Raw genomic sequence first — 22145 nt, 5'->3', positions numbered from 1 at the left:
GATGTTTGAAGGCGGCGGCTTGCGCTCGATCCAGCGCGTGGTATTGCGCCAGGCACCAGCCAATCTGCAGCGCGGGATAGAGGCAGTGGGCGGACGCCTGATCCTCACCGCCAACGCGCTGTTGTTCCAGCCGCACGCGCTCAATGTGCAAACGCGTTCGCTCACTGTTCCGCTGAGCCAGATCGTGTCGCTGCAACCGCGCTGGACCCGGCTGTTCGGGCTGCTGCCGGTGGCACCGACGTCGCTGGCGGTGCAGGTGGACAACGGCGACGAGCACCGGTTTGTGATTGGCAAACGCGACCAATGGATTGACGCCATCGCCAACGCACGTGATGCGCTGAGCCAAGCCGAGCAGCCCTGAAACAGCTGCGACCAAACGCAGCCATCGCGGTCATGCAGCAACGCGCCGTCTCCAGGTCGCAGTACAAGCGTGACCCGTACTTAGATTCATTGCTGAAGTTTGAACCGGGCGCACGCTCTGCATCTTCGACGGTCGCAGCCAAGGTCCAGCCCGCCTAGCATCGCGCATCGGCATCACGGCCACGTCCTCCCCTCAACTAAACGCGGCTAACACAACGTAGCGAGCAATCGTCAGGTCGGTGTGCACGGCGCACTCAGAACCGGAGCATTCGAGTGGTACATGACGCTCCGAGCGCCGGCCGCACCTGCCTGGCGATTGCACCGTAGGTTTATTAGCTGCTCTAAGGAACTGAACATGCGCCACTCCACCCTGCGCACGCTGGCATGCGCGCTGTGTCTGTACGGCAGCGTTAGCGCGCCTGCCATGGCCGCCTTCGGATTCACCCGCAGCGGCGACCGCGTGGTGGTGGACACCGGCGCCGAGCTGGTGTTTTCGGTCAACGCCAACAACGGCGACATCGTGTCGATGCGCTACCGCGACAACGAGCTGCAGACCACCGAATCGAAGGGCTCGCATATCGCCTCGGGACTGGGCAGCGCCAACGTGGAGGCACGCGTCGTGGGCGGGGCGATCGTGGTGTCGGCCAAGGCCGGCGATCTGACCCAGTACTACATCGCACGCAAGGGCCGTAATGCGATCTATATGGCCACCTATGCGCCGACGTTGCTGCCGGTGGGCGAGCTGCGCTTCATCGCGCGCTTGAACGTCGCCAAGCTGCCCACCGCGCAGCAGGAACCCGACTCCAATGTCGGCACCGTGATCGAAGGCGAAGACGTGTTTTTGCTGCCGGACGGACGCACCAGCTCCAAGTTCTATTCGGCGCGCCGCATGATCGACGACCAGGTGCATGGCGTCAGCGGCTCGGGCGTTGCAGTGTTCATGCTGATGGGCAACCGCGAGCGCAGTGCTGGTGGTCCGTTCTTCAAGGACATCGCCACACAGAAAACCCGCGTAACGCATGAGCTCTACAACTACATGTATTCCGACCATACCCAGACCGAAGCATTTCGCGGCGGCCTGCAGGGTGTGTACGGCCTGTTGTTTACCGATGGCGGCGCACCGAGCAGTGCGCAGCTGAGCACCGACTTTGTCGACGCAACGCTGGGATTGAGCGGCTATCTGGCCGGCAGCGGGCGTGGTGCAGTGAGCGGGCGGGTCAGCGGCGTGCTGTCCGGCCAGCCGGCCGTGATCGGCCTGCGCAACGAGCAGGCGCAATACTGGGCCACTGCAAACGGCAGCGGCGATTACCAGATTGCCGGCGTGCGGCCGGGCCGCTATCGCATGACGCTGTATCAAGGCGAACTGGAAGTGGCGCAACGCGATGTCGAAGTATTCGCCAATGCCACCGCGCAAGCGGCCTTGCAGGCAGTGGCGTTGCCGGGCACGGTGAAGTGGCAGATCGGTGTGCTCGACGGCACGCCAGCCGGATTTCGCCATGCCGAGTTATTGCCGCGCGCGCACCCTTCCGACACGCGCATGCGCTGGACACCGGTCACTTACACCGTCGGGTCGAGCAGCGTGGGAAGCTTTCCGGCTGTGCAGTGGCGCAGCATCAACACGCCCAGCCGCATCGACTTCACCTTGGCCTCCAATGAACTCCGCAGCTATCGCCTGCGTATTTTCGTGCCGCTGGCGCAGGTCGGCGCGCGCCCGCAGATCGCCGTCAACGCACGCTGGAATGGCCCGCTTCCTGCCGCACCCAACCAACCAAAGACGCGCGGCATCACCCGTGGCACCACGCGCGGCAACAACACGCTGTATGAGGTGGATATCCCCGCGTCGGCGCTGCAGGCCGGCAGCAACCGCATCGAGATCGGGCTTGCATCGGGATCGCCGGACAACGGCTTCCTCAGCCCTGCGGTGGTGTTCGACAGCATCCAGTTAGTGGCGCTCTAGGAGCGGCCAACAAAACGTAGCGAGCAGTCGTCAGGTGGGTAAGGCACGCCCAGAACCGGAGTGGACGCTGAGTACATGCCGCACCGAGTACCGGCCGTGCATGCCTGGCGGTGAGTACTGTCGTTTTTAGTTGTTCTAAGACTGGCTACAAAACGCAGAGAGTAGTCGTCAGGTGGATGTGGACGGCGCGCTCATAACCGGAGTGCACGCATGGCACATGCCGCACCGAGCACCGGCCGCGCCTGCCTGGCGGTGAGCATTGTCGGTTTGTTAGCGGCTCTAAATCGCTTGCGGCCTGGAAGCACCTACATGACCACCACTGCACACACGCACGTGCAGTGGTGACCATGACTCAAGCTGTTGGTGTCATCTTTTGAGGCGCCGCATCAGGTGGCGCACACACATACGCCACGTTGCGCGACGCATGCATCGACTACGTCATCGCCACATCGCGTCGATGGAGAGTGGTCGCAGTTACTTGGCCGCAATCGAGCCGGTCAGCGAGACTGTCCCCATCCCGCCGGTCACCTCGAAACCGCCTTCCACCACCTGCAGATACAGCTCGCTGCTGTAGCGACCATCGCCACCGCGTAGCGTTTGCAACCTGGTCAAAAACGCCTTGACGTCCACATTGAGGTTGCCCTTGGCCGGAAGCGCGTTGCTGTTGCCGGCGCTGCCATGTGGGATGAAGGTGTAGACGTAGTAGCCGGCGGCCGAGTTATTGCCTTCCCACAGATCGTAGGTCACGCCGCCAGAGGTGAATGCATTGGACGCGGTCAACGTGCCCAGCGGGTACGAATTGTTGGCGCCCCAGATCATCACTTCCAGCTGCGGATTGCCCTTGCTGGTGTCCTTGCGGAAAAACAGATCGTAGGCAAAGTCGCCGGTCTGCCCGCTGCCCTTGGTGGTGAAGGCCAGCGTGCCGCTCAGGCTGCCGACCTTCGAGACCTGATGCGGGAAATAGCTGTCGGTGGCCGGGTTCATCGTGTAATGCCAACCGCGGCAGATGGCCGGATAACCGTACAACTGCCCACTGGGCAAGTTGTAGGAGACCGTCAGGCTGGGCGTGCTGCCAGACCCGAATGTCGCCTTGATGTTGTTGTTGCTGTCGTTGAAATTATTGTTGTAAGCGTATTGCGTGCCGTAGACCTTGGTCTCGCCGGTCGCGGCGCTGGCGCTGGAGGCAACCAATACCAAGGCCAGCGTGGTGGCGTGCAGCAGTAAGCCGCGACGCAAGGGCAAACGGAAACGTTCGTGCACGTGCATGAGGTGAACTCCGATGATGGATAGGCGGGCCACGCTCGCCCGCTGGCAACACGCCAGCGGGTGGGCGATGACCGTGGATGCATCCGGCGCAACGACGCCTTCACGCCGTACCGGATGCCCGCGCACTGACGGGGCGCGGACATGGACATCCCTGCAGACCGATCACCGTGGCCTCATCCGATGCGCGGCACATGCGTTGCATGCGCCGCACAGACGACCACGTCATTGTTGCGATGCGACTGAACCCAGTAGCAGTGCAGGTAGCAGCGCGCGGGCGGCGGTGCATATCGTCAACGACACACCGCGCATGGACCGACCGCGTCGCTGACGGTCCATGCGCCGCTCATCAGGGGCTGTTACTTGGCATCCATCGTGGCGCTGACCTTGGCCCAACCATTGCCGCGCACCACTTCAAAGCCAGCTTCGGCCGCATGCAGATACATGCTGTTGTTGTAGCGGCCATCCTTGGAGCGATTGTTCTGCAGCCAGGTCAAGAACGGCTTGGCATCGATGTTGAGATTGCCGCTGGTCTTGAGCGTCGGCTGGCCGGCGGTGCCGGTCGGGATGAAGGTGTAGACGTAGTAGCCGGCACCGGAGTTGAAACCTTCCCACAGATCGAACGTGCGCCCGCCTGCAGTGATCACCTTGGTGGCGGTCACCGTGCCGATCGGCCAGGAGTTATGGTCGCCCCAGATCATCACTTCCAGCTGCGGGTTGCCCTTGGCCGTGTCCCAGCGGAAGAAGATGTCGTAGGCAAAATCGCCTGCCAGATTGGTGCCGCCGGCGCTGTAATTGAACTTGAACGGCAACGAGTTGATCGAGGAAATCTGCTTGGGAAACAGCTTGTCGCTGGTCGGATTCCAGTCGTAGTGCCAGCCGCGCACGATCGCCGGATATCCATACAGGTTGTAGTCGGCGAAGTTGAAGGTGACGGTCAGCTCCGGCGTGCTACCGGTGCCGAAGGTGCCCTGGATGATGTTGTTGGGATCGTTGAAATTATTGACCCACGCATAATGATTGCCAAAGATCTTGTACGGCCCGGCCAGTGCCGCCGGTGCCAGCGCCACCAAGCCGATCGCCAGCGCGGCCTTCCACCAGCGCGATGCGCGCCGCCGTGTGGTGGGCGCCTGTGCACCGGTCTGTGTGAGGGTGTTGGATAGGGTGGTGTGCATGTGGACTCTCCATGGTGTTCAGCGCGGCGGCGCCAGTGCGGCGCCCCCGGGACCCGCCCTGCAGCGGTTGCGGCCGACCCTAGCAGCGGCACTGCGGCAGGAGCTATAGCGATTCCGGCAGGACAGCCGTGCCAAGCGCGATAGCGGGCGCTACCTTGCACCCCGAGCGTGCCCTGGTCCTCAGTTCGCACCCAACTTCCTGTCGATCCGGCATGTACCGCTCAGGTGCGTGGCCTGGCGCCGCACGCAAATGGTGCAGAGCCACATGCCCGTGTCGTCGCGTCGACGCGGGTGGCCGGAGGCTGCACTGGTCGGACGCTGCCGTCTCTTTGTTCCTGCGTGCGAGGCGCTGTCCCTGCCAATCCACCTGGACCTACCATGCCGTCTCCAACCTGCCCAACCACTACACGCCAAGCGCGCAGATCACCGCGGGCATCGTAAAGAACCGCCCTTCGATAGACAGGTTTTGGTGCCATTGGCTGCCTCCCGGCATGGCCGGTCCGACCGCTGGACTACGCGCGGCGACCGTTTTGCGATAGCGTTCGCAGTTGGAAACGACGCAACAGCCGGAGGGGGCGACGATGCGCATCGGAATCGTGGTGGACAGTGCGTGCGATTTGCCGCAGGACTTCATCCAACGCAACAACGTGATCGTGCTGCCGATCAGCGTCCGTATCGGCGAGGCCGTGCTGGCCGATCATCGCGATGAAGAAGCCACGCTGAGCTTTTTGCAGGCGCATGTGGCCGAGCGCGGCCACGAGGCAGAGACCACACCGTTTTCGGTCAACCAGATCCGCGATCTGTTCCTGCAGCGTCTGGTCATCGATTACGACCATGTGTTCTGTCTGACCATCTCCAAGCTGCGCAGCCAGATCTACGACAACGCCATGCAGGCCAGCTTCGCGATCCTCAACGACTACAAGCCGATCCGTCAGGCCGCAGGTCACAGCTCGCCCTTCGCATTGCGCGTGATCGATACCTTGAACCTGTTTGCCGGCCAGGGCATCACCGCGGTGGAAGCGGTACGCCTGCGCGAGCAAGGCCAGGGTGTTGCAGCGATCCGCACCCGCCTGGAGCAGTTGGCCGAGCACACCTACGGCTACATGATTCCGCGCGATCTGTATTACCTGCGCGCACGTGCACGCACCAAGGGCGATCGCAGCGTGGGCCTGATCGGCGCGGCGCTGGGCAGCGCACTGGATATCAAGCCGGTGCTGCGCGCGTATCGCGGCGTCACCGAACCGGTTGCCAAGCTCAAGGGCTTCGAGCCGTCGGCCGAGAAGCTGTTCGGCTTCACCGTGCGCAAGCTCCGCGAGGGCCTGATGACACCCACCGTGTGCGTGGGCTATGGCGGCGAGCTGGCCGAGCTGCATGCCCTGCCCGGCTATGCCGCGCTGCAGGCCGCCTGCCAGAGCCATGGCGTGGAATTGTTCGAAAGCGTGATGAGCCTGACCGGCATGGTCAACGTGGGCAAGGGCGCGCTGGCGGTGGCTTTCGCCGCCGAACCGCACCGTTTTTCCGCCTGAGGCAAGCGCGTCACGACGCATGGCCTTCGACGGCGTTCTCACCCGCCCTCGGCTAGTGTGCCGCCGTCATTCAACGGAGTGTGTCCATGCCTGTCAGCTACTCGATCAGCCTGCCCGACCCCAAGCTCGCCCGCGGCAGCGCGCCGTCGGTGAGCTTCACCGCTAACGGCGCCGAGGCCTTCGCCGAACAGTTGCAGGCCGCACTGCGCGACCCGGCCTGGTTCGATCGCTGGCGCCAACTGCAGGCCGACCCGGACGAGGTGGACCCCAGCCTGGGCATCACCGATCCATCGGCCACCGTCACCGGCAAGCAGGACGATCTGCGCATCGACCTGGTCGCCACCACCAGCATCCCCGGCGATCTGTTCAAGCAGCGCATGCAGGCCCTGGCCGGCCATCACTGGGAAATGCGCGACGTACGTTGACGGCGTGTATCAGATAGGCAGACACGCTGCGCAGCAACTGCGCTAGGTACGGTCAGAGGCATCGTGCCGCTTAAAGCCCCTCTCCCGCCGGGAGAGGGGTTGGGGTGAGGGTAGGGCGCGAAGCCACTCACGCAATCCCTCTCTGCACCAAGCTGTGGCCCGTACCCTCATCCGCCCCTGCGGGGCACCTTCTCCCGACGGGAGAAGGGAACTACGCACCAAGCCTAAGCAAGTGGCGACCGCAGCACATGCGGCAGGGTGCACATGTATCCACGGCGAGCGCATCCCGGATCACAGTCGCTTGCAACCGCAATAACAGCACACTCAACCACGCAATGCCGCAGCATGATGCGCAATATGCTCGCCAATAAAGCTGGCGATGAAGTAATAGCTATGGTCGTACCCCGGCTGCATCCGCACGGTCACCGGGTATGCCGCCGCCTTGGCAGCGTCTTCGAACAACCCGGTTTTCAGCTGGTTTTCCAGGAATTCGTCCGCCCCGCCCTGATCGATCAACAGCGGCAAATGCTCCTGCGCCTGCGCGATCAACGCGGTGGCGTCATACGCCTTCCAGCTGTCGCGATCGTCGCCCAGATACTGCCCAAACGCCTTCTCGCCCCACGGCACCTGGCTCGGCGCCACGATCGGCGAAAATGCAGAGACGCTGCGATAGCGGCCCGGATTCTTCAGCGCGATGGTCAATGCGCCATGGCCGCCCATCGAGTGGCCGCTGATCGCACGCGCACCGGTGGTGGCGAATGTCGCTTCGATCAACGCCGGCAATTCGTTCACCACATAGTCGTACATGCGGTAATGCGCTGCCCACGGCTGCTGCGTGGCATCGACATAGAAACCGGCGCCCTTGCCGATGTCGTAGCCCTCCGCGTCGGCCACATCGTCGCCACGCGGGCTGGTGTCCGGCGCCACGACGATCACGCCGTGTTCGGCCGCGTAGCGCTGCGCGCCGGCCTTGCCGATGAAGTTCTGTTCGGTGCAGGTCAGGCCACTGAGCCAGTACAGCACCGGCAACGGACCCTCGGCGGCCTGCGGCGGCAGATACACCCCTACCGTCATGCTGCAATCCAAGGCCTGCGACTGATGCCGGTACACGTCCTGCCAACCGCCGAAGCAGGCGCGGTGTTCGATACGTTCCATGGAATTCCTTCGAAAGAAGACCGCGCAGCCGGCGTCGCCGGCTGCGCGGAGGGTGGGTCAGTGCAGCAGACCCTTCTGACGCGCCACCTGGGCCGACAACGCGTCCATCAACCCCGGCGACAGGCAATCGTACGGCTGCAAGCCCAGCTCGGTCAGCCGCGCGCGCACGCCTTCCATCTGCTCCGGCGGCGTACCGGTTTCGATGATGGACGACACGAACGCCGCAAAGCCCGGCGGCGACCAGCCCGACTGCTGCGACAGTTCGGTGTGGATGAAATCCAGGCCGTAGAACGCGTGATCCTTTTTCTCGATGCGGCCGATCATGTGCACACCGCAGCCGGTGCACGCATGCCGCTGGATCGTTGCACTTTCATCGACGATCTTGAGCTTCTCCGCATGTGCGGTCACCGTGATCTTGTCGCGCGGCGCCACCGCGATCACGGAAAAGGTCGCCCCTTCCGGCTTCCAGCATTTACTGCAGCCGCAAGCATGGTTGTGCGCGGTCTGCGCCGCCACGTCCACGGTTACCTTGTCGCTGGCGCAATGGCATTGCAGGGTTCCGCCTGCAAAGCCGCCGGCCGCCCCACGCGCTACTCCACTGTCCACCGAAGGATGAATCGACACGGTAGTCATCATGCCCCTCCCGGGTATCGGGTACTGCGTGCGCGGAAGCGGCCGCGCGCCGATCCTGGCCGTACGGTCAGAAATGAATCACGGTGCGGATCGACTTGCCTTCATGCATCAGATGGAAGGCCTCGTTGATCTCTTCCAGCGGCATGGTGTGGGTGATGAACGGGTCCAGATCGATCTCGCCCTTCATCGATTGCTCCACCATACCCGGCAATTGCGTACGTCCCTTGACACCACCGAAGGCCGAGCCGCGCCACACACGGCCGGTCACCAGCTGGAACGGACGGGTACTGATTTCCTGGCCTGCACCGGCCACGCCGATGATGACGCTCTCGCCCCAACCCTTGTGGCAGCACTCCAGCGCCGAACGCATCACGTTGACGTTACCGATGCACTCGAAGCTGAAATCCACGCCGCCGTCGGTCAACTCCACGATGACTTCCTGGATCGGCTTGTCGTAGTCCTTCGGGTTGATGCAATCGGTGGCGCCCATGCTGCGCGCCAGGTCGAACTTGCCGGGGTTGGTATCGATGGCCAGGATGCGCCCGGCCTTGGCCTGCACCGCGCCCTGGATCACCGCAAGACCAATGCCGCCCAGCCCGAAGACCGCCACGCTTTCGCCCGGCTTGACCTTGGCGGTGTTGTGCACCGCGCCGATGCCGGTGGTGACGCCGCAGCCGAGCAGGCAGACCTTTTCCAGCGGCGCTTCGGGATTGACCACGGCCAGCGAGATTTCCGGCACCACGGTGTATTCGCTGAAGGTGCTGCAGCCCATGTAGTGGAAGATCGGCTCGCCGTTGTAGGAGAAGCGCGTGGTGCCGTCAGGCATCAAGCCCTTGCCCTGAGTGGCACGCACGGCCTGACACAGGTTGGTCTTGCCGGACAGACAGAATTTGCACTTGCGGCATTCGGCCGTGTACAGCGGGATCACGTGGTCGCCGACCTTGACGCTGGTCACGCCTTCGCCGATCTGCTCGACGATGCCGCCGCCTTCGTGGCCCAGCACCGACGGGAAGATACCTTCCGGGTCATCGCCGGACAGCGTGAAGGCATCGGTATGGCACACGCCGGTGTGGGTGATGCGGACCAGCACTTCGCCGGCCTTCGGCGGTGCGACGTCGATCTCGACGATTTCCAGCGGCTTGCCGGGTCCGAATGCGACTGCTGCACGGGATTTCATTGGGATAGCGCTCCTGACGAGGATGTTCGAGGACGGGCGCGGCATGCGCCGGCCCGGTGGGAGTTCATTTGAGGTAAGACCGGACCAGGCCGAGCAAGTCCTGTACCCGCTCGGCGCGTTGTGCATCGGACGCAGCGGCATGCCCGAAGTCTTCACGGATATGCGCTTCAAGCACCTGCGACATCAGCCCATTCACTGCCCCCCGGATCGCGGCGATCTGCTGTAGCACTGGGGCGCAGTCTGCGCCCGACTGCAACGCACGCTCAAGTGCATCGCACTGCCCACGCAACCGCCGTACCCGCGCCAGTGCGCGTTTCTTTTCCAGCGGCGAATGCGGCATGCCGGCCCTCGACCCAAGATACTGGGGGGCAGTATAGGCATCTGTATGGAAAAAGCGATGCCGAGGGCTGTTGAGCAGTCGATACGCACGCTGCACGCAACAGAAGGTGACCGCGCTCACATCATCGCCGTCCTGCCTTCGCGTCACATCCAGGCATTGCTGCGCGCATCACCCTGCTGCATTGCCGCACGCGATTGCGCAGCAGCGCATGGCCGATGCCTAACGGTGCGCAGGCTCGCCCCGCTCCAGCTTGAACTGCAGGCAGGCGTCGTGAAAGCGCTGCAGATTCGGCGAAAAAAACTTGTCGCGATGCGCGATCAGAAAGAACCGCCGGGTCAGTCGCGGCAGCCCGCCGCTCAGCGGCTTCAACTTCTTCGTTGCGATCAGCTCATCCACAACCCAGCGCGACAGGCAACTCACACCCAGGCCCTGCACCACCATGTTCTTGATCGCTTCCGAGCTGCCGATCTGGCGGGTATCGGACAACGCATGCAGATGCCGCAGCAGCAACTGCTCGACCTCTTCACGCGTGCCCGAGCCTGGCTCGCGCAACAGCCAGTCGGCGTCGCGCAGGTCGGCCAGCGCGACCTTGGGCTGCTTGGCCAACGCATGTCGGCGACCGACCACGACCAGCAGTTCGTCCAGCAACCAGGGCTCCGCACGCAGTTCCGGCAAATGACAGGGTCCTTCGATCAACCCCATGTCCAACTCGAAGTTGGCCACCTTGCGCGCGATCGTGCTGCTATTGGCACTTTCCATATCCACGCGCAGCGCTGGCGCCTGCTTGCGTAGCGCATGCAGCACCAGCGGCAACACATGATTGCCGATCGTCGTGCTGCAACCGATTTTCAAGCGACCTCTAGCGGCAGCGGTGCCCGGTTCGAAGCCCGCTTCGATCTCGTGTGCGCCATCGAGCAGCTTGCGTGCCTGCGGCAGCAGCGCGGTGCCGACATCGTTGAGCACCAGGCGTTTGCCGACGCGATCGAATAACTGCGTGCCCAACGCATGCTCCAGCTCATTGAGCGCCGCGCTGGTGGCCGACTGCGACAACGCCACCACCAGTCCGGCACTGGTGGTGCTGCCATGCTGGGCAATGGCGCAAAAGATCTGAAGTTGCCGCAGCGTCAGACGCACAATCTACCTTCTTTACAAGTATTGATTAGCGATATTACCCGTTTTACAGCTATGGACTGGCGCTCGACACTGTCGCCACTGCCCTCCCCATTGCGTCACATGCCGCCATGTCTACCGTCACTGCACTCCCAGTCACCCAGTGGCTGCGCCCCTTCAAGGCACTGTCCGGCCCGCGTGAGGTCATCCGTCAATTCACCCCGAGCTGGTTCGCGGTCACCATGGGCACCGGCATTTTTGCCCTGGCGCTCGGGCAACTGCCGTGGCTTGTTCCAGGCTTGGCGGCGATCGGCGCGTGCCTGTGGATGTGCAACGTTGCGCTGTTTGTCGTCTTCGCGCTGCTGTATGCCGCGCGTTGGGTGCTGTTCTTCGATGAAGCCAGACGGATCTTCGGGCACGCCAGCGCGTCGATGTTCCTGGGCACCATCCCGATGGGCCTGGCGACCATCATCAACGGTCTGTTGCTGTACGGCATGCCACGTTGGGGCGGCGCCGTGCTGCCGCTGGCCCAGGCCCTGTGGTGGGCGGATGTGGCGATGGCCGTGGCTTGCGGAGTGGGCGTGCCGTATCTGATGTTCACCCGGCAGCAGCACCGCATCGAGCAGATGACCGCGGTGTGGCTGTTGCCGGTGGTGGCGGCCGAAGTGGCGGCGGCCAGCGGCGGGCTGCTGGCTCCGCACCTTGCCGATGCAGGCAGCCGGTTCGCGGTGCTGATTGCCAGCTATGCGTTGTGGGCGTATTCGGTGCCGGTGGCGATGAGCATCCTGGTCATCCTGCTGCTGCGCATGGCCTTGCATCAGCTGCCGCCGGCCAGCATGGCGGCATCGAGCTGGTTGTCGCTCGGCCCGATCGCGACCGGTGCGCTGGGCATGCTGGTGATGGGCGCCGACGCCCCGGCGATCTTCGCTGCACACGGGCTGGCCGAGCTCGGGCAGATCGCGGCGGGCATCGGCGTGATCGGCGGCGTGCTGTTCTGGGGCCTCGGCGCCTGGTGGCTACTGCTGTCGGTGCTTATCACCGCACGCTATTTCCGTGCCGAGGTGCCGTTCAATCTGGGCTGGTGGGGTTTTACCTTTCCACTTGGCGTCTACGCCGTGGCCACCTTGAAACTTGGCGCGCTAGTGCAGCTGATGTTCTTCAATCTACTCGGCGTCGCCCTGGTGGCCGTGCTTGGTGTGGTCTGGGCAGTCGTCGCGGCCAGGACGCTGGCCGGCGCATATCGCGGCAATCTATTTGTGTCGCCCTGCATTGCGGAGCTGCACAGCGAAACGACCGCGCCGTGAGTGGTGCAATAGGAGTGATTGATCGATTCGTTGTCATTGGATTTCGCCAACGCTGCACGCTCATCTAGCCGGCGACCAATCGATCGTGCATTGCATGCATTCGACGCCGCGACTGTGAGTACCAAGCAAGCCTGGCAGCGCGCCGGCGCGATCGAATAGCGGGGTCAACTGCGCAGCGTCAGTAACGCTGCAACCTTCCGATGGCAGCGTCCGCTTGAACCCGCGCACGAGGAAGATGCGCATGCCGTTGATGAGCAACGGCATGCAGTCGTAACGACCACAAGCGCTGACAAGCGCGTCAATCCCTCAACGATCGACCACCACCGGCGCGATGCAGACAGCATGTTGCGGCGCATGCTCCGGCAGAGACGCCAGTACCGCGCTGCAGAAGCGCCCTGCAAAGGCGCCATCATTGGCCTGATAGAACGCACGCGCATTGGCCGACAGCGTATCCAGCGCGGCCTGCGGCATGGCGAGCGCGGTCTCCACCGCCTGCGCGATTCCCGCTGCGTCCACGTAGTAATACGACGCAAGGCGTCGCTGGCGCACGTCGCCCACCGGAATCAATACGCCATGTTCCGGTTTGACCAACTCGTTCATCGGCTCACCATCGGTGGCCAAGGTCACCGCCCCCACGCTCAGCGCTTCCATCAGGTAGTGCCCGAAGCCTTCGGCCTCGGAGGGACAGATGTGGAAGAGGTGTGCGTTCTGCAGCCGACGTAACTCGGCATCGTCGAGATAGCGCACGCGGTGATCGATATTCGGCGCCACCACCGGTTTACCGGCGGTCCGCGGGTTTTGCACCACCGTCAGCAGCGGCCACTCCGGATGCTGCTTCCAGGTCTCCAGCAGCACGCGGGTGCCCTTGGCGGTGCTGCGCCCGGCCAGATGGAAAAACGCACGCTGGCGCGGCACCTGCCCATCGTGGCGATCCGGGCTGGTAAAGCCGATGAAACGCGTGGTGCAGCCCAGGCTCTGGAAAATCCGCTCGGCATGGTGGGTCTTGCACAGCACCGCGTCGAATTTCGGCAGCAACGGCAGCCATTTGGGCAGCAGCCATTCCGGATTGGGCACCAGCAGGTTGATCTGCCCCAGCGGCAGGCAGCGCGCATACACACGCTCGGAAAAGATCTGCAGCGGCACCCGCCCGAACAGCGCGCGACTGGCCCATAGCCGCACTTCGCGCCCGGTGTCCTGCAACCGCTGGCTGGTGAACCCCAGCTCCTGCACGGGCACGCCGCCGGCGCGCAAGGTCTGCGCCATCAGTACCATGTCGCGGGTCAGGCCCACGCCGTTGTCGCGACTGATCACCCGCATCATCGGAAACGCCTTGTCATGCACGAACCCGCCATCGGGATGGCGCAGTGTCGAAGCGATGGTGTCCTGCGTGATGTCCCGTCCCGTCATGTTGCCTTGCACGTGTGCCAATAGTTGACAAATTTGATGTTTATGATGTGAGTTCCAGCCTTGCACCTGCGAGCATCATGTATCCGGTAGCCACCACCCTGCGCGGTCCGACCTCCGCGCCACCGACGATGATTCCCATGGACATGCAACAACCCCGCGTTCTTGTGGTCGACGACGACCCGGACCTGCGCAAGCTGATCGGCGAGTTCCTCAGCGCGCATGGCTACCAGGTGGACGTTGCCGAAAACGTGGCGGACATGCGCACGCGCATGGCGCAACGCCGCCCGGACCTCATCGTACTCGACGTGATGATGCCGGGAGAAGATGGGCTGAGCGCAGCCCGCGCCCTGGCCAGCGAACGCGGTTCGCCAGCGGTCATCATGCTCAGTGCGCTGGGCAACGACACCGACCGCATCATCGGCCTGGAAGTGGGCGCCGACGACTATCTGGCCAAACCCTGCAACCCGCGCGAACTGCTGGCGCGGGTGCGCGCCTTGCTGCGCCGCAGCCAAGCCAGCAACGAGCAGGCCGACCAGCGCGGAAACGTCTACGAATTCGCCGGCTGGCGCCTGGACGTGGTGCGCCGCGACCTGCGCGACCCCACCGGCATCTTCATCAATCTCTCCGACGGCGAATTCGCGCTGTTGCGCACCTTCGTCGAGCACCCACAGCGCGTGCTCAGCCGCGACCAGTTGCTGGACTATGCGCGCGGCCGCGATACCGACGTCTACGACCGTGCCATCGACAGTCAGATCAGCCGCCTGCGCCGCAAGATCAACGAGCGCGTCCATACCGAACTGATTCGCACCGTACGCAATGAAGGCTACATGCTGCTGCCGGGCGTCTCGCGTCTGTGAGCAAATCGGCACGTCGCGGGCTGTCGATCTTTGCCCGCACGTTCGTCCTGCTGGCGGTGGCGCTGCTCACCGCCCAGGCCATCGGCATCGCCCTGCTGGTGATGCGCACCCCCGTCTACGAGCCGCCGGTGCACCCGCCGGAAGTGGTGGCGCTGCTGTCCACGCGCATGCCCGCCGGCACCCAGACCCTCAAGGTGCACGACAGCGTGCAGGTGCCAACGGCGCCGCCTGGCCAGGTGCGCGACGCCTTCGCGGAAATGCTGCTGGCCCACTGGCTGGATGTCGACGCGCACCGCGTGCGGTTCTATCGCAGTGCCGACGACCGCGAGAGCCCGCAGCTTGCTGCGGACCGACCGCGACGGCAGCACGCGGCCAGTGCCGCGGACAGCAACGGTATCCGACGGATGTCGCCGGAATGGGCGTCCGGCCGCCCAGCTGGCGACCCGCCGTTCGGCAATGGGCTGCGCATGGACCAGGCGCCGGACGATTGGGAAAGCGAACGCCTGACCCCCGGCGTGCCGCTGCTGGACGGCTTCACCGCCGCACTGCAGCAGCCCGATGGCCGCTGGCGCACGGTGGAGTCGCCGCGACGGCGGCTGTCGGCTGAGTTCAAGACCCATATCGTGCTGCTGTTCCTGGCCGGCCTGCTCGCCAATGTGCCGCTGGCATGGTGGTTCTCGCGCGCACTGTCGGCGCCGATCAAGCGCTTTGCCGAAGCCGCCGACCGGCTGGGCCGCAATCCCCACGCCGCCGCCTTGCAACGCAGCGGCCCGCCGGAGATCGTCCGCGCCGCCGATTCGTTCAATGCGATGCAGGGGCGTCTGAACCGGCTGATCAACGAACGTACCCACATGGTGGCGGCCATCGCGCACGACCTGCGCACGCCGCTGGCGCGGCTGTCGTTTCGACTGGACGGCCTGCAACCGCCACTGCGCGAAAAGGCGCTGGCCGATATCGACGAAATGAAGGCGATGATTTCCGCGGCGCTGGATTTCATCCAGAACGATCGCCATCGCGGCGAGCGCGCGCCGCTGGATCTGCGCCTGCTGGTGGAGAGCGTGGTCGACAACGCCACCGATATCGGCGCCGACGCGGTGCTGCTGCCCGGCCCGACCATCACCCTGGACGGCGACCCGCTGGCATTGCGCCGCGCGCTGATGAATCTTCTCGAAAACGCCCTGAAATACGGCAAGTGCGCGCGCCTGCAGCTCACCCGCGATGGCGAAGATGGGGTGTTGTGGATCGACGACGACGGCCCCGGCATCGACCCCACCCAGCGCGAACAACTGCTACTGCCGTTCGTGCGTGGCGAGTCTTCGCGCAACCGTGGTACCGGTGGCATCGGTCTGGGCTTGTCGGTGGCGCACAGCATCGTGCTGGCGCATGGCGGCGACCTGCGCCTGGACAACCGCGCCCATGGCGGGCTGCGCGTAACGGTGCGCCTGCCGTGCATGCCGGAGCGGCGCTGAGCGCAGACAGGAACCGACGGGGACAAGGGATCAGCGCGCACGACCAGCAGTGGCCTCATCGCGCGCATCACGGGGCAACGCATTCCCCTAGCTACCAGGCTGTCGCGCCGAGCCAGGGTCGGTAACGCGCTCGTCGGTCACCCACGCGGAGAATGCGCGCGACCGTGCGCATCAGGGCCCCAGGGTGGAAGCCGCACACAACCAGGGCTTCACTGCCGACAGCTAACCGCTCACGCACTGACCCACAGCAACACGCGCCGCATCACGGCGCGCAGTCGACCGCACATCACTCAATCAGTACGCAAACTCGCGGAATACACGGTCGATATCGCCGTTCCAGGCGCCGTGATACAGCGCCAGCTTGCGCTCGGCGGCAGTGACGCCGCTTTCGGCAATCTCGGCGATCACGTCGACAAAGCCGGTTTCGTCCTGGCCATCGCCATTCAAGCGCGCGCGTCGGCGCAGGCCTTCGCGGGCGATGTTGACTGCCTCCACCGCCAGGTCGCGCACGGTGCCGTTGCGGAATGGCAGGCCCAGCGCGTGCTTGGGCACGCCGTCGCGCAAGGCGTGGCGTTCGGTCGGGCTGAAATCCTTCACCAGGTCCCAGGCTGCATCGAGCGCGATCTGGTCGTACAACAGGCCCACCCAGAACGCCGACAACGCGCACAGGCGATTCCACGGGCCGGCATCGGCGCCACGCATTTCCAGATATTTCTTCAGGCGCACTTCCGGAAACGCGGTGGTCATGTGGTCCGACCAATCGCGCAGCGTCGGCAACGCACCCGGCAATGCCGGCAGCTTGCCTTGCATGAAATCGCGGAAGCTCTGCCCGCTGGCATCGACATAGACACCGTTGCGATACGAAAAATACATCGGCACATCGAGCAGGTAATCGACGTACCGCTCGTAGCTAAAACCGTCTTCGAACACGAAATCCAGCATGCCGGTGCGATCGGCGTCGGTGTCGGTCCAGATGTGCGAACGATAGCTCAGGTAGCCGTTGGGCTTGCCCTCGGTGAACGGCGAATCGGCGAACAAGGCGGTGGCGATCGGCTGCAACGCCAGCGACACGCGGAACTTCTGCACCATGTCCGCTTCGGTGGCGTAATCCAGATTGACCTGCACCGTGCAGGTGCGCGTCATCATGTCCAGGCCGAGCGAGCCGACCTTGGGCATGTAGTTCTTCATGATCTGGTAGCGGCCCTTGGGCATCCACGGCATCTGGTCGCGCCGCCACTTGGGCTGGAAGCCCATGCCCAGGAACCCAAGCTGCAACTCGCCGGCCACCTGCGCCACTTCGTCCAGATGGGTGCCGGTTTCCACGCAGGTGTCGTGCAGGGTTTCCACCGCCGCGCCGGACAGTTCCAGCTGTCCGGCCGGCTCCAGCGTCACCGAGGCGCCGTCGCGCAGCAGCGCGATGGTGTGGCCGTTTTCCTGCACCGGCTCCCAGCCGAAACGGGTCAACCCGGTCAGCAGGGCTTGGATGCCACGCGCGCCTTCGAAGGTGGGCGCGCGCAGGTCATCGAGCTGGAAGCCGAACTTCTCGTGCTCGGTCCCGATCCGCCAGTCCGCACTGGGCTTTTCGCCGGAGGCCAGCACCTGGACCAGTTCCGCGCGTTCGGTAATCGGCGTTTCGGCAACGTGGCTGGGACTCGACAAGGGCAGGCTCGCAAACGTGAAGGGGTGGGACGATGTGGGGATACTTCCCAGCCACCGCAAGGCCCGCACTATACCCGCAGGGCATGCAAGTATTGCCGCCACCGGCCGGGTCTGAGATTTCCATCCATGCGCATGCCGCAGGATGGGCCGCAGTGCGCATCACCGCAGCCCACCGCTCCGCCTATGCGCCAGCCGGCCGCAACCGGTACACCGGTCGACCCTGGCGGCCGACAGGCCCGTACTGCCCGGCACACACAAAGACGGCGAGCACTGGCTCGCCGTCTTGCATCGCATCAAAGGGCCGCGGCCGTGGCGGCCGCCAGGCATCACTCGGCCGCGGGCGTTTCCACACCCAGGCCCAGCCAGCCGCCGACGATGCCGCGCAGTTCGTCCACACCCTGGCGCGATTCGCCGGAGTAGGTCTGCACGGTCACGCTGTCGCCGAAGCGCGAGGTCACTTCCTTCTTCACCTTCTGCAGGGTCTGCATCTGCTGGCCACGGCCGAGCTTGTCGGCCTTGGTCAGCAAGCCGTGCGCAGGCAGGCCGCGTTCGGCGGCGTAGCCGAGCATCTGCAGGTCGTAATCCTTGAGCGGATGGCGGATATCCATCACCACCACCAGGCCGCGCAGTGCCTCGCGGGTGCGGAAATAGCGGTCGATGAAGGCCTGCCAGTGCGCCTGCAGGTCCTGCGGCACCTTGGCGTAGCCGTAACCGGGCAGATCCACCAGATAGCGCTCGGGCTGGATCTGGAAGAACACCAGCTGCTGGGTGCGGCCGGGGGTCTTGGACACGCGGGCGAGCGCGTTCTGGCGGGTCAGCGCATTGAGTGCGCTGGATTTTCCGGCATTGGAGCGGCCGGCGAAGGCCACCTCGTAACCGCCATCGTCGGGCAATTGCCGGGCGTTATGGGCGGACAGGTGGTAGCGGGCTTGTTCGATAAGGAGCGACATCTCACTAGGATCGCACGTTCGGGCCCGGCGGTTTTGCTGCACTGTTCGTTGACCCTGGCGCAAAGGCGTGTCGATAATCCAAGCATGCCTGCCACTGCCAGCACCCAACGCGCGCGGGCCGGGTCCATACGGAGCTTTAGCTGATGCGCCATGCTCGTGTGCTAGTCCTCACCGCCCTCGCCGTGCCGGTCATTGCCGCCGTGGCGTTTGCGCAATCGGCGGTCACGCCGATCCCCGATCCACCGCCCGTGCGCGTTGCGCCGCTGGAGGTGGATCTGGCCAAGACCACCTGGGGCGATGCCAAGGCCGGGCAGACAAAGGCGGCCGCCTGCGCAGCCTGCCACGGCCCCGACGGCAATCCGGCGGTGGCCATGTACCCGCGCATCGCCGGGCAAACCGAGCGCTACGTTGCGCATCAGGTGGCCCTGATCGCCAGCGGCGAGCGCAATAGCGGGATGTCGGCGGTGATGGTGCCGTTCGTCAAGGACCTCACCGCGCAGGACATGCGCGACCTGGGCGCCTACTTCGCCACCCAGAAGGCGTCCGCCGGGGTCGCCGACGACGCAGTGATCGCCGAGGGCCCGTATCAGGGCATGAAGTTCTACGAGGTCGGCGAAAAGCTCTACCGCGGTGGCGACATCGCGCGCGGCGTGCCGGCCTGCATGGCGTGCCACGGCCCGTCCGGTGGCGGCAATCCGGGCCCGGCGTATCCGCGCCTGGGTGGCCAGCATGCCGACTACGTGGCGCGGCGCCTGAAGGACTACCAGGCCGGCACCACCCAGGAGCGCAATCCGGCGCTGTTCAATATCATGGCGCAGGTGGCACGCCCGCTGAGCGAGCAGGAGATCCAGGCGCTGTCCAGCTATCTGCAAGGTCTGCACGACCGCGCCGACGATGCCGCCGCTGCACAGACGCCCGCCGGGACACCGGCGCGCTCATGAGCTGAGGCGCCCACCTGCTCCACCGTGTCACGACGCCGGTCCCGCGACCGGCGTCGTCGTTTCCCGCCCCCTCTTGAGATCCCCACGGAGCCTGCATGAATCTGCTTTCCCGCTTGTCCCTGCTATTGTTGATCCTGGTGCCACTGGTGGCCTGCGCCGCCGACAAGACGGCGCCGCCGGTCGAAGGCGAGGACTACACCCTGATCGACGGCGGCCAGCCGTATGCGCCACTGGCCGGCAAGGTCGAAGTGGTGGAAGTGTTCGGCTACACCTGCCCGCATTGCGCGCATTTCGAGCCGACGCTGGAAGCCTGGGCGGCCAAGCAACCGTCCTATGTGCGCTTCACCCCGGTGCCGGCAGCCTTTGGCGGGTTCTGGGACGCGTTCGCGCGCGCCTACTTCGCCGCCGACATCCTCGGCGTGGCCAAGCGCAGCCACCGCGCCATGTTCGACGCCATCCACGAAAAGCAGAGCGTGCCTTCCCAGAACGTGGCACCGGAAGAACTGGCGGCGTTCTACGCCGACTACGGCGTGCCGCAGCAGCGCTTCGTCGAGACCTACAAAAGCCAGGCGGTGGACGCCAAGCTGGATGCCGCGCGCGACTTCGCCAAGCGCAGCAAGCTGCCCGGCACCCCGGCCATCATCGTCAACGGGCGCTATCTGATCGGCGCGCGCAATTACCCAGACATGCTGCGCGTAGCCGACTACCTCATCGCCCGCGAGCACGCCGCAGCTGCCAAGCGCTGAACCGCGTAACCGCCACCGACGGCGGCCCGTGGCATCATGCGCCCCGCGGCCGTCCGGCCCTTTCCTCGCCCCACGCTGGAGATCCAATCCGATGAAGACCCGCTTCGCCCTGACGCTGATGGCGCTGCTGCCGATCCTGGTCGCCTGCAAGGCCCAGGACGGCTCGTCCGACACCGCACCTGCCGCCGCAACGCCGGCTGCCGAGACGACGTCTGCACCTGCCGCTGCCCCGGCTGCCGATCCGGCCGCCCCGCCTGCGGTGGGCGAAAGCGCCACCACGCCGCCGGCCGCCGCGCCCAGCGCCGCCCCACGCGCACCGAACGGCCCCGAGCCGGTCGCCGGCACCGACTATGTGGACATCCAGGCAGCCCAGCCGTACCAGCAGGCTGCCGGCAAGATCGAAGTGGCCGAGGTGTTCGGCTATGTCTGCCCGGCCTGCAACGCGTTCCAGCCGCTGATCGGGCCGTGGAAGGCCGGCCTGCCGTCGGACGTGCATTTCGTCTACGTCCCGGCGATGTTCGGTGGCCCGTGGGATGACTATGCGCGCGCGTTCTACGCCGCCGAGACGCTGGGCGTGCAGGAAAAGACCCACGAAGCGCTGTACAAGGCCATCCACGTCGACCAGACCCTCAAGGGCGAGCGCGGCAAGGATTCGGTGCAGGACATCGCCGCGTTCTACGCCAAGTATGGCGTGGACCAGAAGACCTTCATCGACACCATGAGCAGCTTCGGCGTCTCGGCCAAGACCAACCGCGCCAAGCAGTTCGCTACCCGTAGCCAGATCACCGGCACGCCGTCGCTGATCGTCAACGGCAAGTACCTGGTCAAGGGCAAGAGCTTCCCGGACATGCTGCGCATCGCCGATCACCTGATCGCGCGCGAACGCGCCACGCTGGCCAAGTGATCGGGGCGACCGCCGCATCGTGAACGCTTCGGACTCGCGCACCCTGCGGGTGCTGACCGCCAATATCCAGGCCGGTTCCAGCACCCGCCGTTACAGCGACTACGTCACCCGCAGCTGGTCGCATGCGTTACCGCTGGGGGCCAAACGCACCAGCCTGGACAGCATCGCCAAGCTGGCCGGCGACCGCGACATCGTCGGCCTGCAGGAGGCCGACCCAGGCAGCCTGCGCTCGGGCTTCACCAACCAGACCCACTATCTGGCCGAGCGTGCCGGCTTCCACTACTGGAGCCACCAGCCCAACCGCCGCATGGGCGGGGTGGCGTCCAGTGCCAACGGATTGCTGAGCAAGCTGGAACCGCTGGAAGTCCAGGACCACGCCCTGCCCGGCCGCATCGGCGGGCGCGGCATCCTGCTGGCCAAGTTCGGGCAAGGCCGCGATGGGCTCGCGGTTGCGGTGGCGCATCTGTCGCTGGGCGCCAATTCGCGCATGGCCCAGTTGGCCTTCATCGCCGAGCTGCTGTCCGAGCATCCCAACGCGATGCTGATGGGCGACTTCAACTGCGTGGCCGACCGGCCGGAGATGCAGGCGTTGTATCGGCATACGCGATTGCAGCCGCCGAGCTGCGTGGTGCACACCTTCCCAAGCTGGCGCCCGGACCGGGCGATCGACCATATCCTGGTCAGCGACAGTCTGGTGATCGAGCACACCGAAGCGATTCCTGCCGCGTTCTCAGATCATCTGGCAGTGGGCATGGACATCCGCGTTCCGCTGCAGTTGTTGCGCTAG

20 protein-coding genes, 3 other RNA genes and 2 pseudogenes are annotated in these 22145 nt (G+C 65.0%); 12 read left to right on the top strand and 13 right to left on the bottom strand.

All coding sequences use genetic code 11. The features are described from left to right. Positions 1 to 19 precede the first annotated feature (19 nt). Complete coding sequence (locus ABQU90_RS15965) at positions 20 to 361, top strand: PH domain-containing protein (protein ID WP_323514825.1); 342 nt, start codon at positions 20 to 22, stop codon at positions 359 to 361. A gap of 204 nt (positions 362 to 565) precedes the next feature. Here ABQU90_RS15965 and ABQU90_RS15960 read toward each other — a convergent pair. Continuing rightward, positions 566 to 642: non-coding RNA, sX9 sRNA (locus ABQU90_RS15960), on the bottom strand. A 73-nt stretch (positions 643 to 715) separates the two neighbouring features. Between ABQU90_RS15960 and ABQU90_RS15955 the strand changes: the two genes are divergently transcribed. Beyond that, positions 716 to 2317 carry a rhamnogalacturonan lyase B N-terminal domain-containing protein gene (locus ABQU90_RS15955; RefSeq protein ID WP_323522432.1) on the top strand — a complete coding sequence of 534 codons (1602 nt, stop codon included), beginning with the start codon at positions 716 to 718 and terminating at the stop codon, positions 2315 to 2317. Positions 2318 to 2321: 4 nt separating this feature from the next. On the opposite strand, the gene ABQU90_RS15950 is transcribed toward ABQU90_RS15955, so the two are convergent. The 4 genes from ABQU90_RS15950 to ABQU90_RS15935 form a co-directional block, all read right to left on the bottom strand. After that, a non-coding RNA gene (locus tag ABQU90_RS15950) (sX9 sRNA) lies at positions 2322 to 2394 on the bottom strand. A gap of 66 nt (positions 2395 to 2460) precedes the next feature. Continuing rightward, a non-coding RNA gene (locus ABQU90_RS15945) (sX9 sRNA) lies at positions 2461 to 2536 on the bottom strand. A 255-nt stretch (positions 2537 to 2791) separates the two neighbouring features. After that, complete coding sequence (locus tag ABQU90_RS15940; protein WP_238151853.1) at positions 2792 to 3583, bottom strand: GH12 family glycosyl hydrolase domain-containing protein; 792 nt, start codon at positions 3581 to 3583, stop codon at positions 2792 to 2794. Between the two features lie 356 nt (positions 3584 to 3939). After that, positions 3940 to 4755 carry a GH12 family glycosyl hydrolase domain-containing protein gene (locus ABQU90_RS15935; protein WP_323522433.1) on the bottom strand — a complete coding sequence of 272 codons (816 nt, stop codon included), beginning with the start codon at positions 4753 to 4755 and terminating at the stop codon, positions 3940 to 3942. 581 nt (positions 4756 to 5336) lie between these two features. Between ABQU90_RS15935 and ABQU90_RS15930 the strand changes: the two genes are divergently transcribed. After that, the gene (locus ABQU90_RS15930; protein WP_115513876.1) at positions 5337 to 6281 is read left to right on the top strand and encodes a DegV family protein; all 945 of its coding nucleotides are present in this window, start codon (positions 5337 to 5339) and stop codon (positions 6279 to 6281) included. Positions 6282 to 6367: 86 nt separating this feature from the next. After that, complete coding sequence (locus ABQU90_RS15925) at positions 6368 to 6706, top strand: hypothetical protein (RefSeq protein WP_055848259.1); 339 nt, start codon at positions 6368 to 6370, stop codon at positions 6704 to 6706. Between the two features lie 324 nt (positions 6707 to 7030). Here the strand turns inward: ABQU90_RS15925 and fghA are convergent, their stop codons facing one another. The 5 genes from fghA to ABQU90_RS15900 all read right to left on the bottom strand — a co-directional run bounded on the left by fghA (position 7031) and on the right by ABQU90_RS15900 (position 11145). Then, positions 7031 to 7861, bottom strand: coding sequence for an S-formylglutathione hydrolase (fghA, locus tag ABQU90_RS15920; RefSeq protein ID WP_323522434.1), 831 nt, complete (start codon positions 7859 to 7861; stop codon positions 7031 to 7033). Between the two features lie 57 nt (positions 7862 to 7918). Beyond that, a complete protein-coding gene (gfa, locus tag ABQU90_RS15915; RefSeq protein ID WP_055850259.1) occupies positions 7919 to 8494 on the bottom strand; it encodes an S-(hydroxymethyl)glutathione synthase in 576 nt (191 codons plus the stop codon). Between the two features lie 67 nt (positions 8495 to 8561). After that, positions 8562 to 9671, bottom strand: a complete 1110-nt coding sequence (locus ABQU90_RS15910) for an S-(hydroxymethyl)glutathione dehydrogenase/class III alcohol dehydrogenase (protein WP_055848253.1) — start codon at positions 9669 to 9671, stop codon at positions 8562 to 8564. Positions 9672 to 9735: 64 nt separating this feature from the next. Next, positions 9736 to 10011, bottom strand: a complete 276-nt coding sequence (locus ABQU90_RS15905; RefSeq protein ID WP_046963271.1) for a metal/formaldehyde-sensitive transcriptional repressor — start codon at positions 10009 to 10011, stop codon at positions 9736 to 9738. Between the two features lie 219 nt (positions 10012 to 10230). Continuing rightward, positions 10231 to 11145 (bottom strand): LysR family transcriptional regulator, encoded by a 915-nt coding sequence (locus ABQU90_RS15900; RefSeq protein ID WP_323522435.1) that lies wholly within the window; start codon positions 11143 to 11145, stop codon positions 10231 to 10233. 107 nt (positions 11146 to 11252) lie between these two features. On the opposite strand from ABQU90_RS15900, the gene ABQU90_RS15895 reads away from it, so the two are divergent. Continuing rightward, the gene (locus ABQU90_RS15895; protein WP_323522436.1) at positions 11253 to 12425 is read left to right on the top strand and encodes a TDT family transporter; all 1173 of its coding nucleotides are present in this window, start codon (positions 11253 to 11255) and stop codon (positions 12423 to 12425) included. Between the two features lie 306 nt (positions 12426 to 12731). Here the strand turns inward: ABQU90_RS15895 and ABQU90_RS15890 are convergent, their stop codons facing one another. Then, a complete protein-coding gene (locus tag ABQU90_RS15890) occupies positions 12732 to 13832 on the bottom strand; it encodes a glycosyltransferase (RefSeq protein ID WP_323522437.1) in 1101 nt (366 codons plus the stop codon). 137 nt (positions 13833 to 13969) lie between these two features. Between ABQU90_RS15890 and ABQU90_RS15885 the strand changes: the two genes are divergently transcribed. From ABQU90_RS15885 to ABQU90_RS15880, 3 genes and pseudogenes are all read left to right on the top strand, one after another. Next, on the top strand, positions 13970 to 14689 hold the full coding sequence (locus ABQU90_RS15885; RefSeq protein WP_115513884.1) for a response regulator: 720 nt from the start codon (positions 13970 to 13972) through the stop codon (positions 14687 to 14689). Then, positions 14686 to 15028: pseudogene (locus ABQU90_RS22820) on the top strand (two-component sensor histidine kinase); the annotation flags it as partial. The gene ABQU90_RS15885 and the pseudogene ABQU90_RS22820, both read left to right, overlap by 4 nt. Positions 15029 to 15111: 83 nt before the next feature. Further along, positions 15112 to 16158 (top strand): annotated as a pseudogene (locus tag ABQU90_RS15880) (ATP-binding protein); the annotation flags it as partial. A 294-nt stretch (positions 16159 to 16452) separates the two neighbouring features. On the opposite strand, the gene ABQU90_RS15875 reads toward ABQU90_RS15880, so the two are convergent. Beyond that, a complete protein-coding gene (locus ABQU90_RS15875) occupies positions 16453 to 17817 on the bottom strand; it encodes a glutamate--cysteine ligase (protein WP_323522439.1) in 1365 nt (454 codons plus the stop codon). Positions 17818 to 18143: 326 nt separating this feature from the next. Next, positions 18144 to 18767 carry a ribosome biogenesis GTP-binding protein YihA/YsxC gene (yihA, locus tag ABQU90_RS15870; protein WP_055848231.1) on the bottom strand — a complete coding sequence of 208 codons (624 nt, stop codon included), beginning with the start codon at positions 18765 to 18767 and terminating at the stop codon, positions 18144 to 18146. A 143-nt stretch (positions 18768 to 18910) separates the two neighbouring features. Here yihA and ABQU90_RS15865 point away from each other — a divergent pair, with 143 nt between their 5' ends. The 4 genes from ABQU90_RS15865 to ABQU90_RS15850 all read left to right on the top strand — a co-directional run bounded on the left by ABQU90_RS15865 (position 18911) and on the right by ABQU90_RS15850 (position 22145). Beyond that, positions 18911 to 19708 (top strand): c-type cytochrome, encoded by a 798-nt coding sequence (locus tag ABQU90_RS15865; RefSeq protein WP_055848228.1) that lies wholly within the window; start codon positions 18911 to 18913, stop codon positions 19706 to 19708. A 95-nt stretch (positions 19709 to 19803) separates the two neighbouring features. Then, on the top strand, positions 19804 to 20454 hold the full coding sequence (locus ABQU90_RS15860; protein WP_311238557.1) for a thiol:disulfide interchange protein DsbA/DsbL: 651 nt from the start codon (positions 19804 to 19806) through the stop codon (positions 20452 to 20454). 91 nt (positions 20455 to 20545) lie between these two features. Next, positions 20546 to 21358, top strand: a complete 813-nt coding sequence (locus ABQU90_RS15855; protein WP_323522440.1) for a thiol:disulfide interchange protein DsbA/DsbL — start codon at positions 20546 to 20548, stop codon at positions 21356 to 21358. 49 nt (positions 21359 to 21407) lie between these two features. Beyond that, a complete protein-coding gene (locus tag ABQU90_RS15850; protein ID WP_055848219.1) occupies positions 21408 to 22145 on the top strand; it encodes an endonuclease/exonuclease/phosphatase family protein in 738 nt (245 codons plus the stop codon).

Origin of the sequence: Xanthomonas sp. WHRI 10207 (assembly GCF_040202975.1) — a bacterium.
GTDB lineage: Bacteria > Pseudomonadota > Gammaproteobacteria > Xanthomonadales > Xanthomonadaceae > Xanthomonas.
The sequence above is the reverse complement of the archived record's forward strand: the minus strand, read 5'-3'. Positions and strand labels throughout refer to the sequence as shown.

What these genes read in the sequence shown, in the direction of transcription:
- ABQU90_RS15955 (WP_323522432.1), top strand. Translation starts at nt 716, where the DNA reads ATGCGCCACTCCACCCTGCGCACGCTGGCATGCGCGCTGTGTCTGTAC.
- ABQU90_RS15940 (WP_238151853.1), bottom strand. Translation starts at nt 3,583, where the DNA reads ATGCACGTGCACGAACGTTTCCGTTTGCCCTTGCGTCGCGGCTTACTG.
- ABQU90_RS15935 (WP_323522433.1), bottom strand. Translation starts at nt 4,755, where the DNA reads ATGCACACCACCCTATCCAACACCCTCACACAGACCGGTGCACAGGCG.
- ABQU90_RS15930 (WP_115513876.1), top strand. Translation starts at nt 5,337, where the DNA reads ATGCGCATCGGAATCGTGGTGGACAGTGCGTGCGATTTGCCGCAGGAC.
- ABQU90_RS15925 (WP_055848259.1), top strand. Translation starts at nt 6,368, where the DNA reads ATGCCTGTCAGCTACTCGATCAGCCTGCCCGACCCCAAGCTCGCCCGC.
- fghA (WP_323522434.1), bottom strand. Translation starts at nt 7,861, where the DNA reads ATGGAACGTATCGAACACCGCGCCTGCTTCGGCGGTTGGCAGGACGTG.
- gfa (WP_055850259.1), bottom strand. Translation starts at nt 8,494, where the DNA reads ATGACTACCGTGTCGATTCATCCTTCGGTGGACAGTGGAGTAGCGCGT.
- ABQU90_RS15910 (WP_055848253.1), bottom strand. Translation starts at nt 9,671, where the DNA reads ATGAAATCCCGTGCAGCAGTCGCATTCGGACCCGGCAAGCCGCTGGAA.
- ABQU90_RS15905 (WP_046963271.1), bottom strand. Translation starts at nt 10,011, where the DNA reads ATGCCGCATTCGCCGCTGGAAAAGAAACGCGCACTGGCGCGGGTACGG.
- ABQU90_RS15895 (WP_323522436.1), top strand. Translation starts at nt 11,253, where the DNA reads ATGTCTACCGTCACTGCACTCCCAGTCACCCAGTGGCTGCGCCCCTTC.
- ABQU90_RS15890 (WP_323522437.1), bottom strand. Translation starts at nt 13,832, where the DNA reads ATGACGGGACGGGACATCACGCAGGACACCATCGCTTCGACACTGCGC.
- ABQU90_RS15885 (WP_115513884.1), top strand. Translation starts at nt 13,970, where the DNA reads ATGGACATGCAACAACCCCGCGTTCTTGTGGTCGACGACGACCCGGAC.
- yihA (WP_055848231.1), bottom strand. Translation starts at nt 18,767, where the DNA reads ATGTCGCTCCTTATCGAACAAGCCCGCTACCACCTGTCCGCCCATAAC.
- ABQU90_RS15865 (WP_055848228.1), top strand. Translation starts at nt 18,911, where the DNA reads ATGCGCCATGCTCGTGTGCTAGTCCTCACCGCCCTCGCCGTGCCGGTC.
- ABQU90_RS15860 (WP_311238557.1), top strand. Translation starts at nt 19,804, where the DNA reads ATGAATCTGCTTTCCCGCTTGTCCCTGCTATTGTTGATCCTGGTGCCA.
- ABQU90_RS15855 (WP_323522440.1), top strand. Translation starts at nt 20,546, where the DNA reads ATGAAGACCCGCTTCGCCCTGACGCTGATGGCGCTGCTGCCGATCCTG.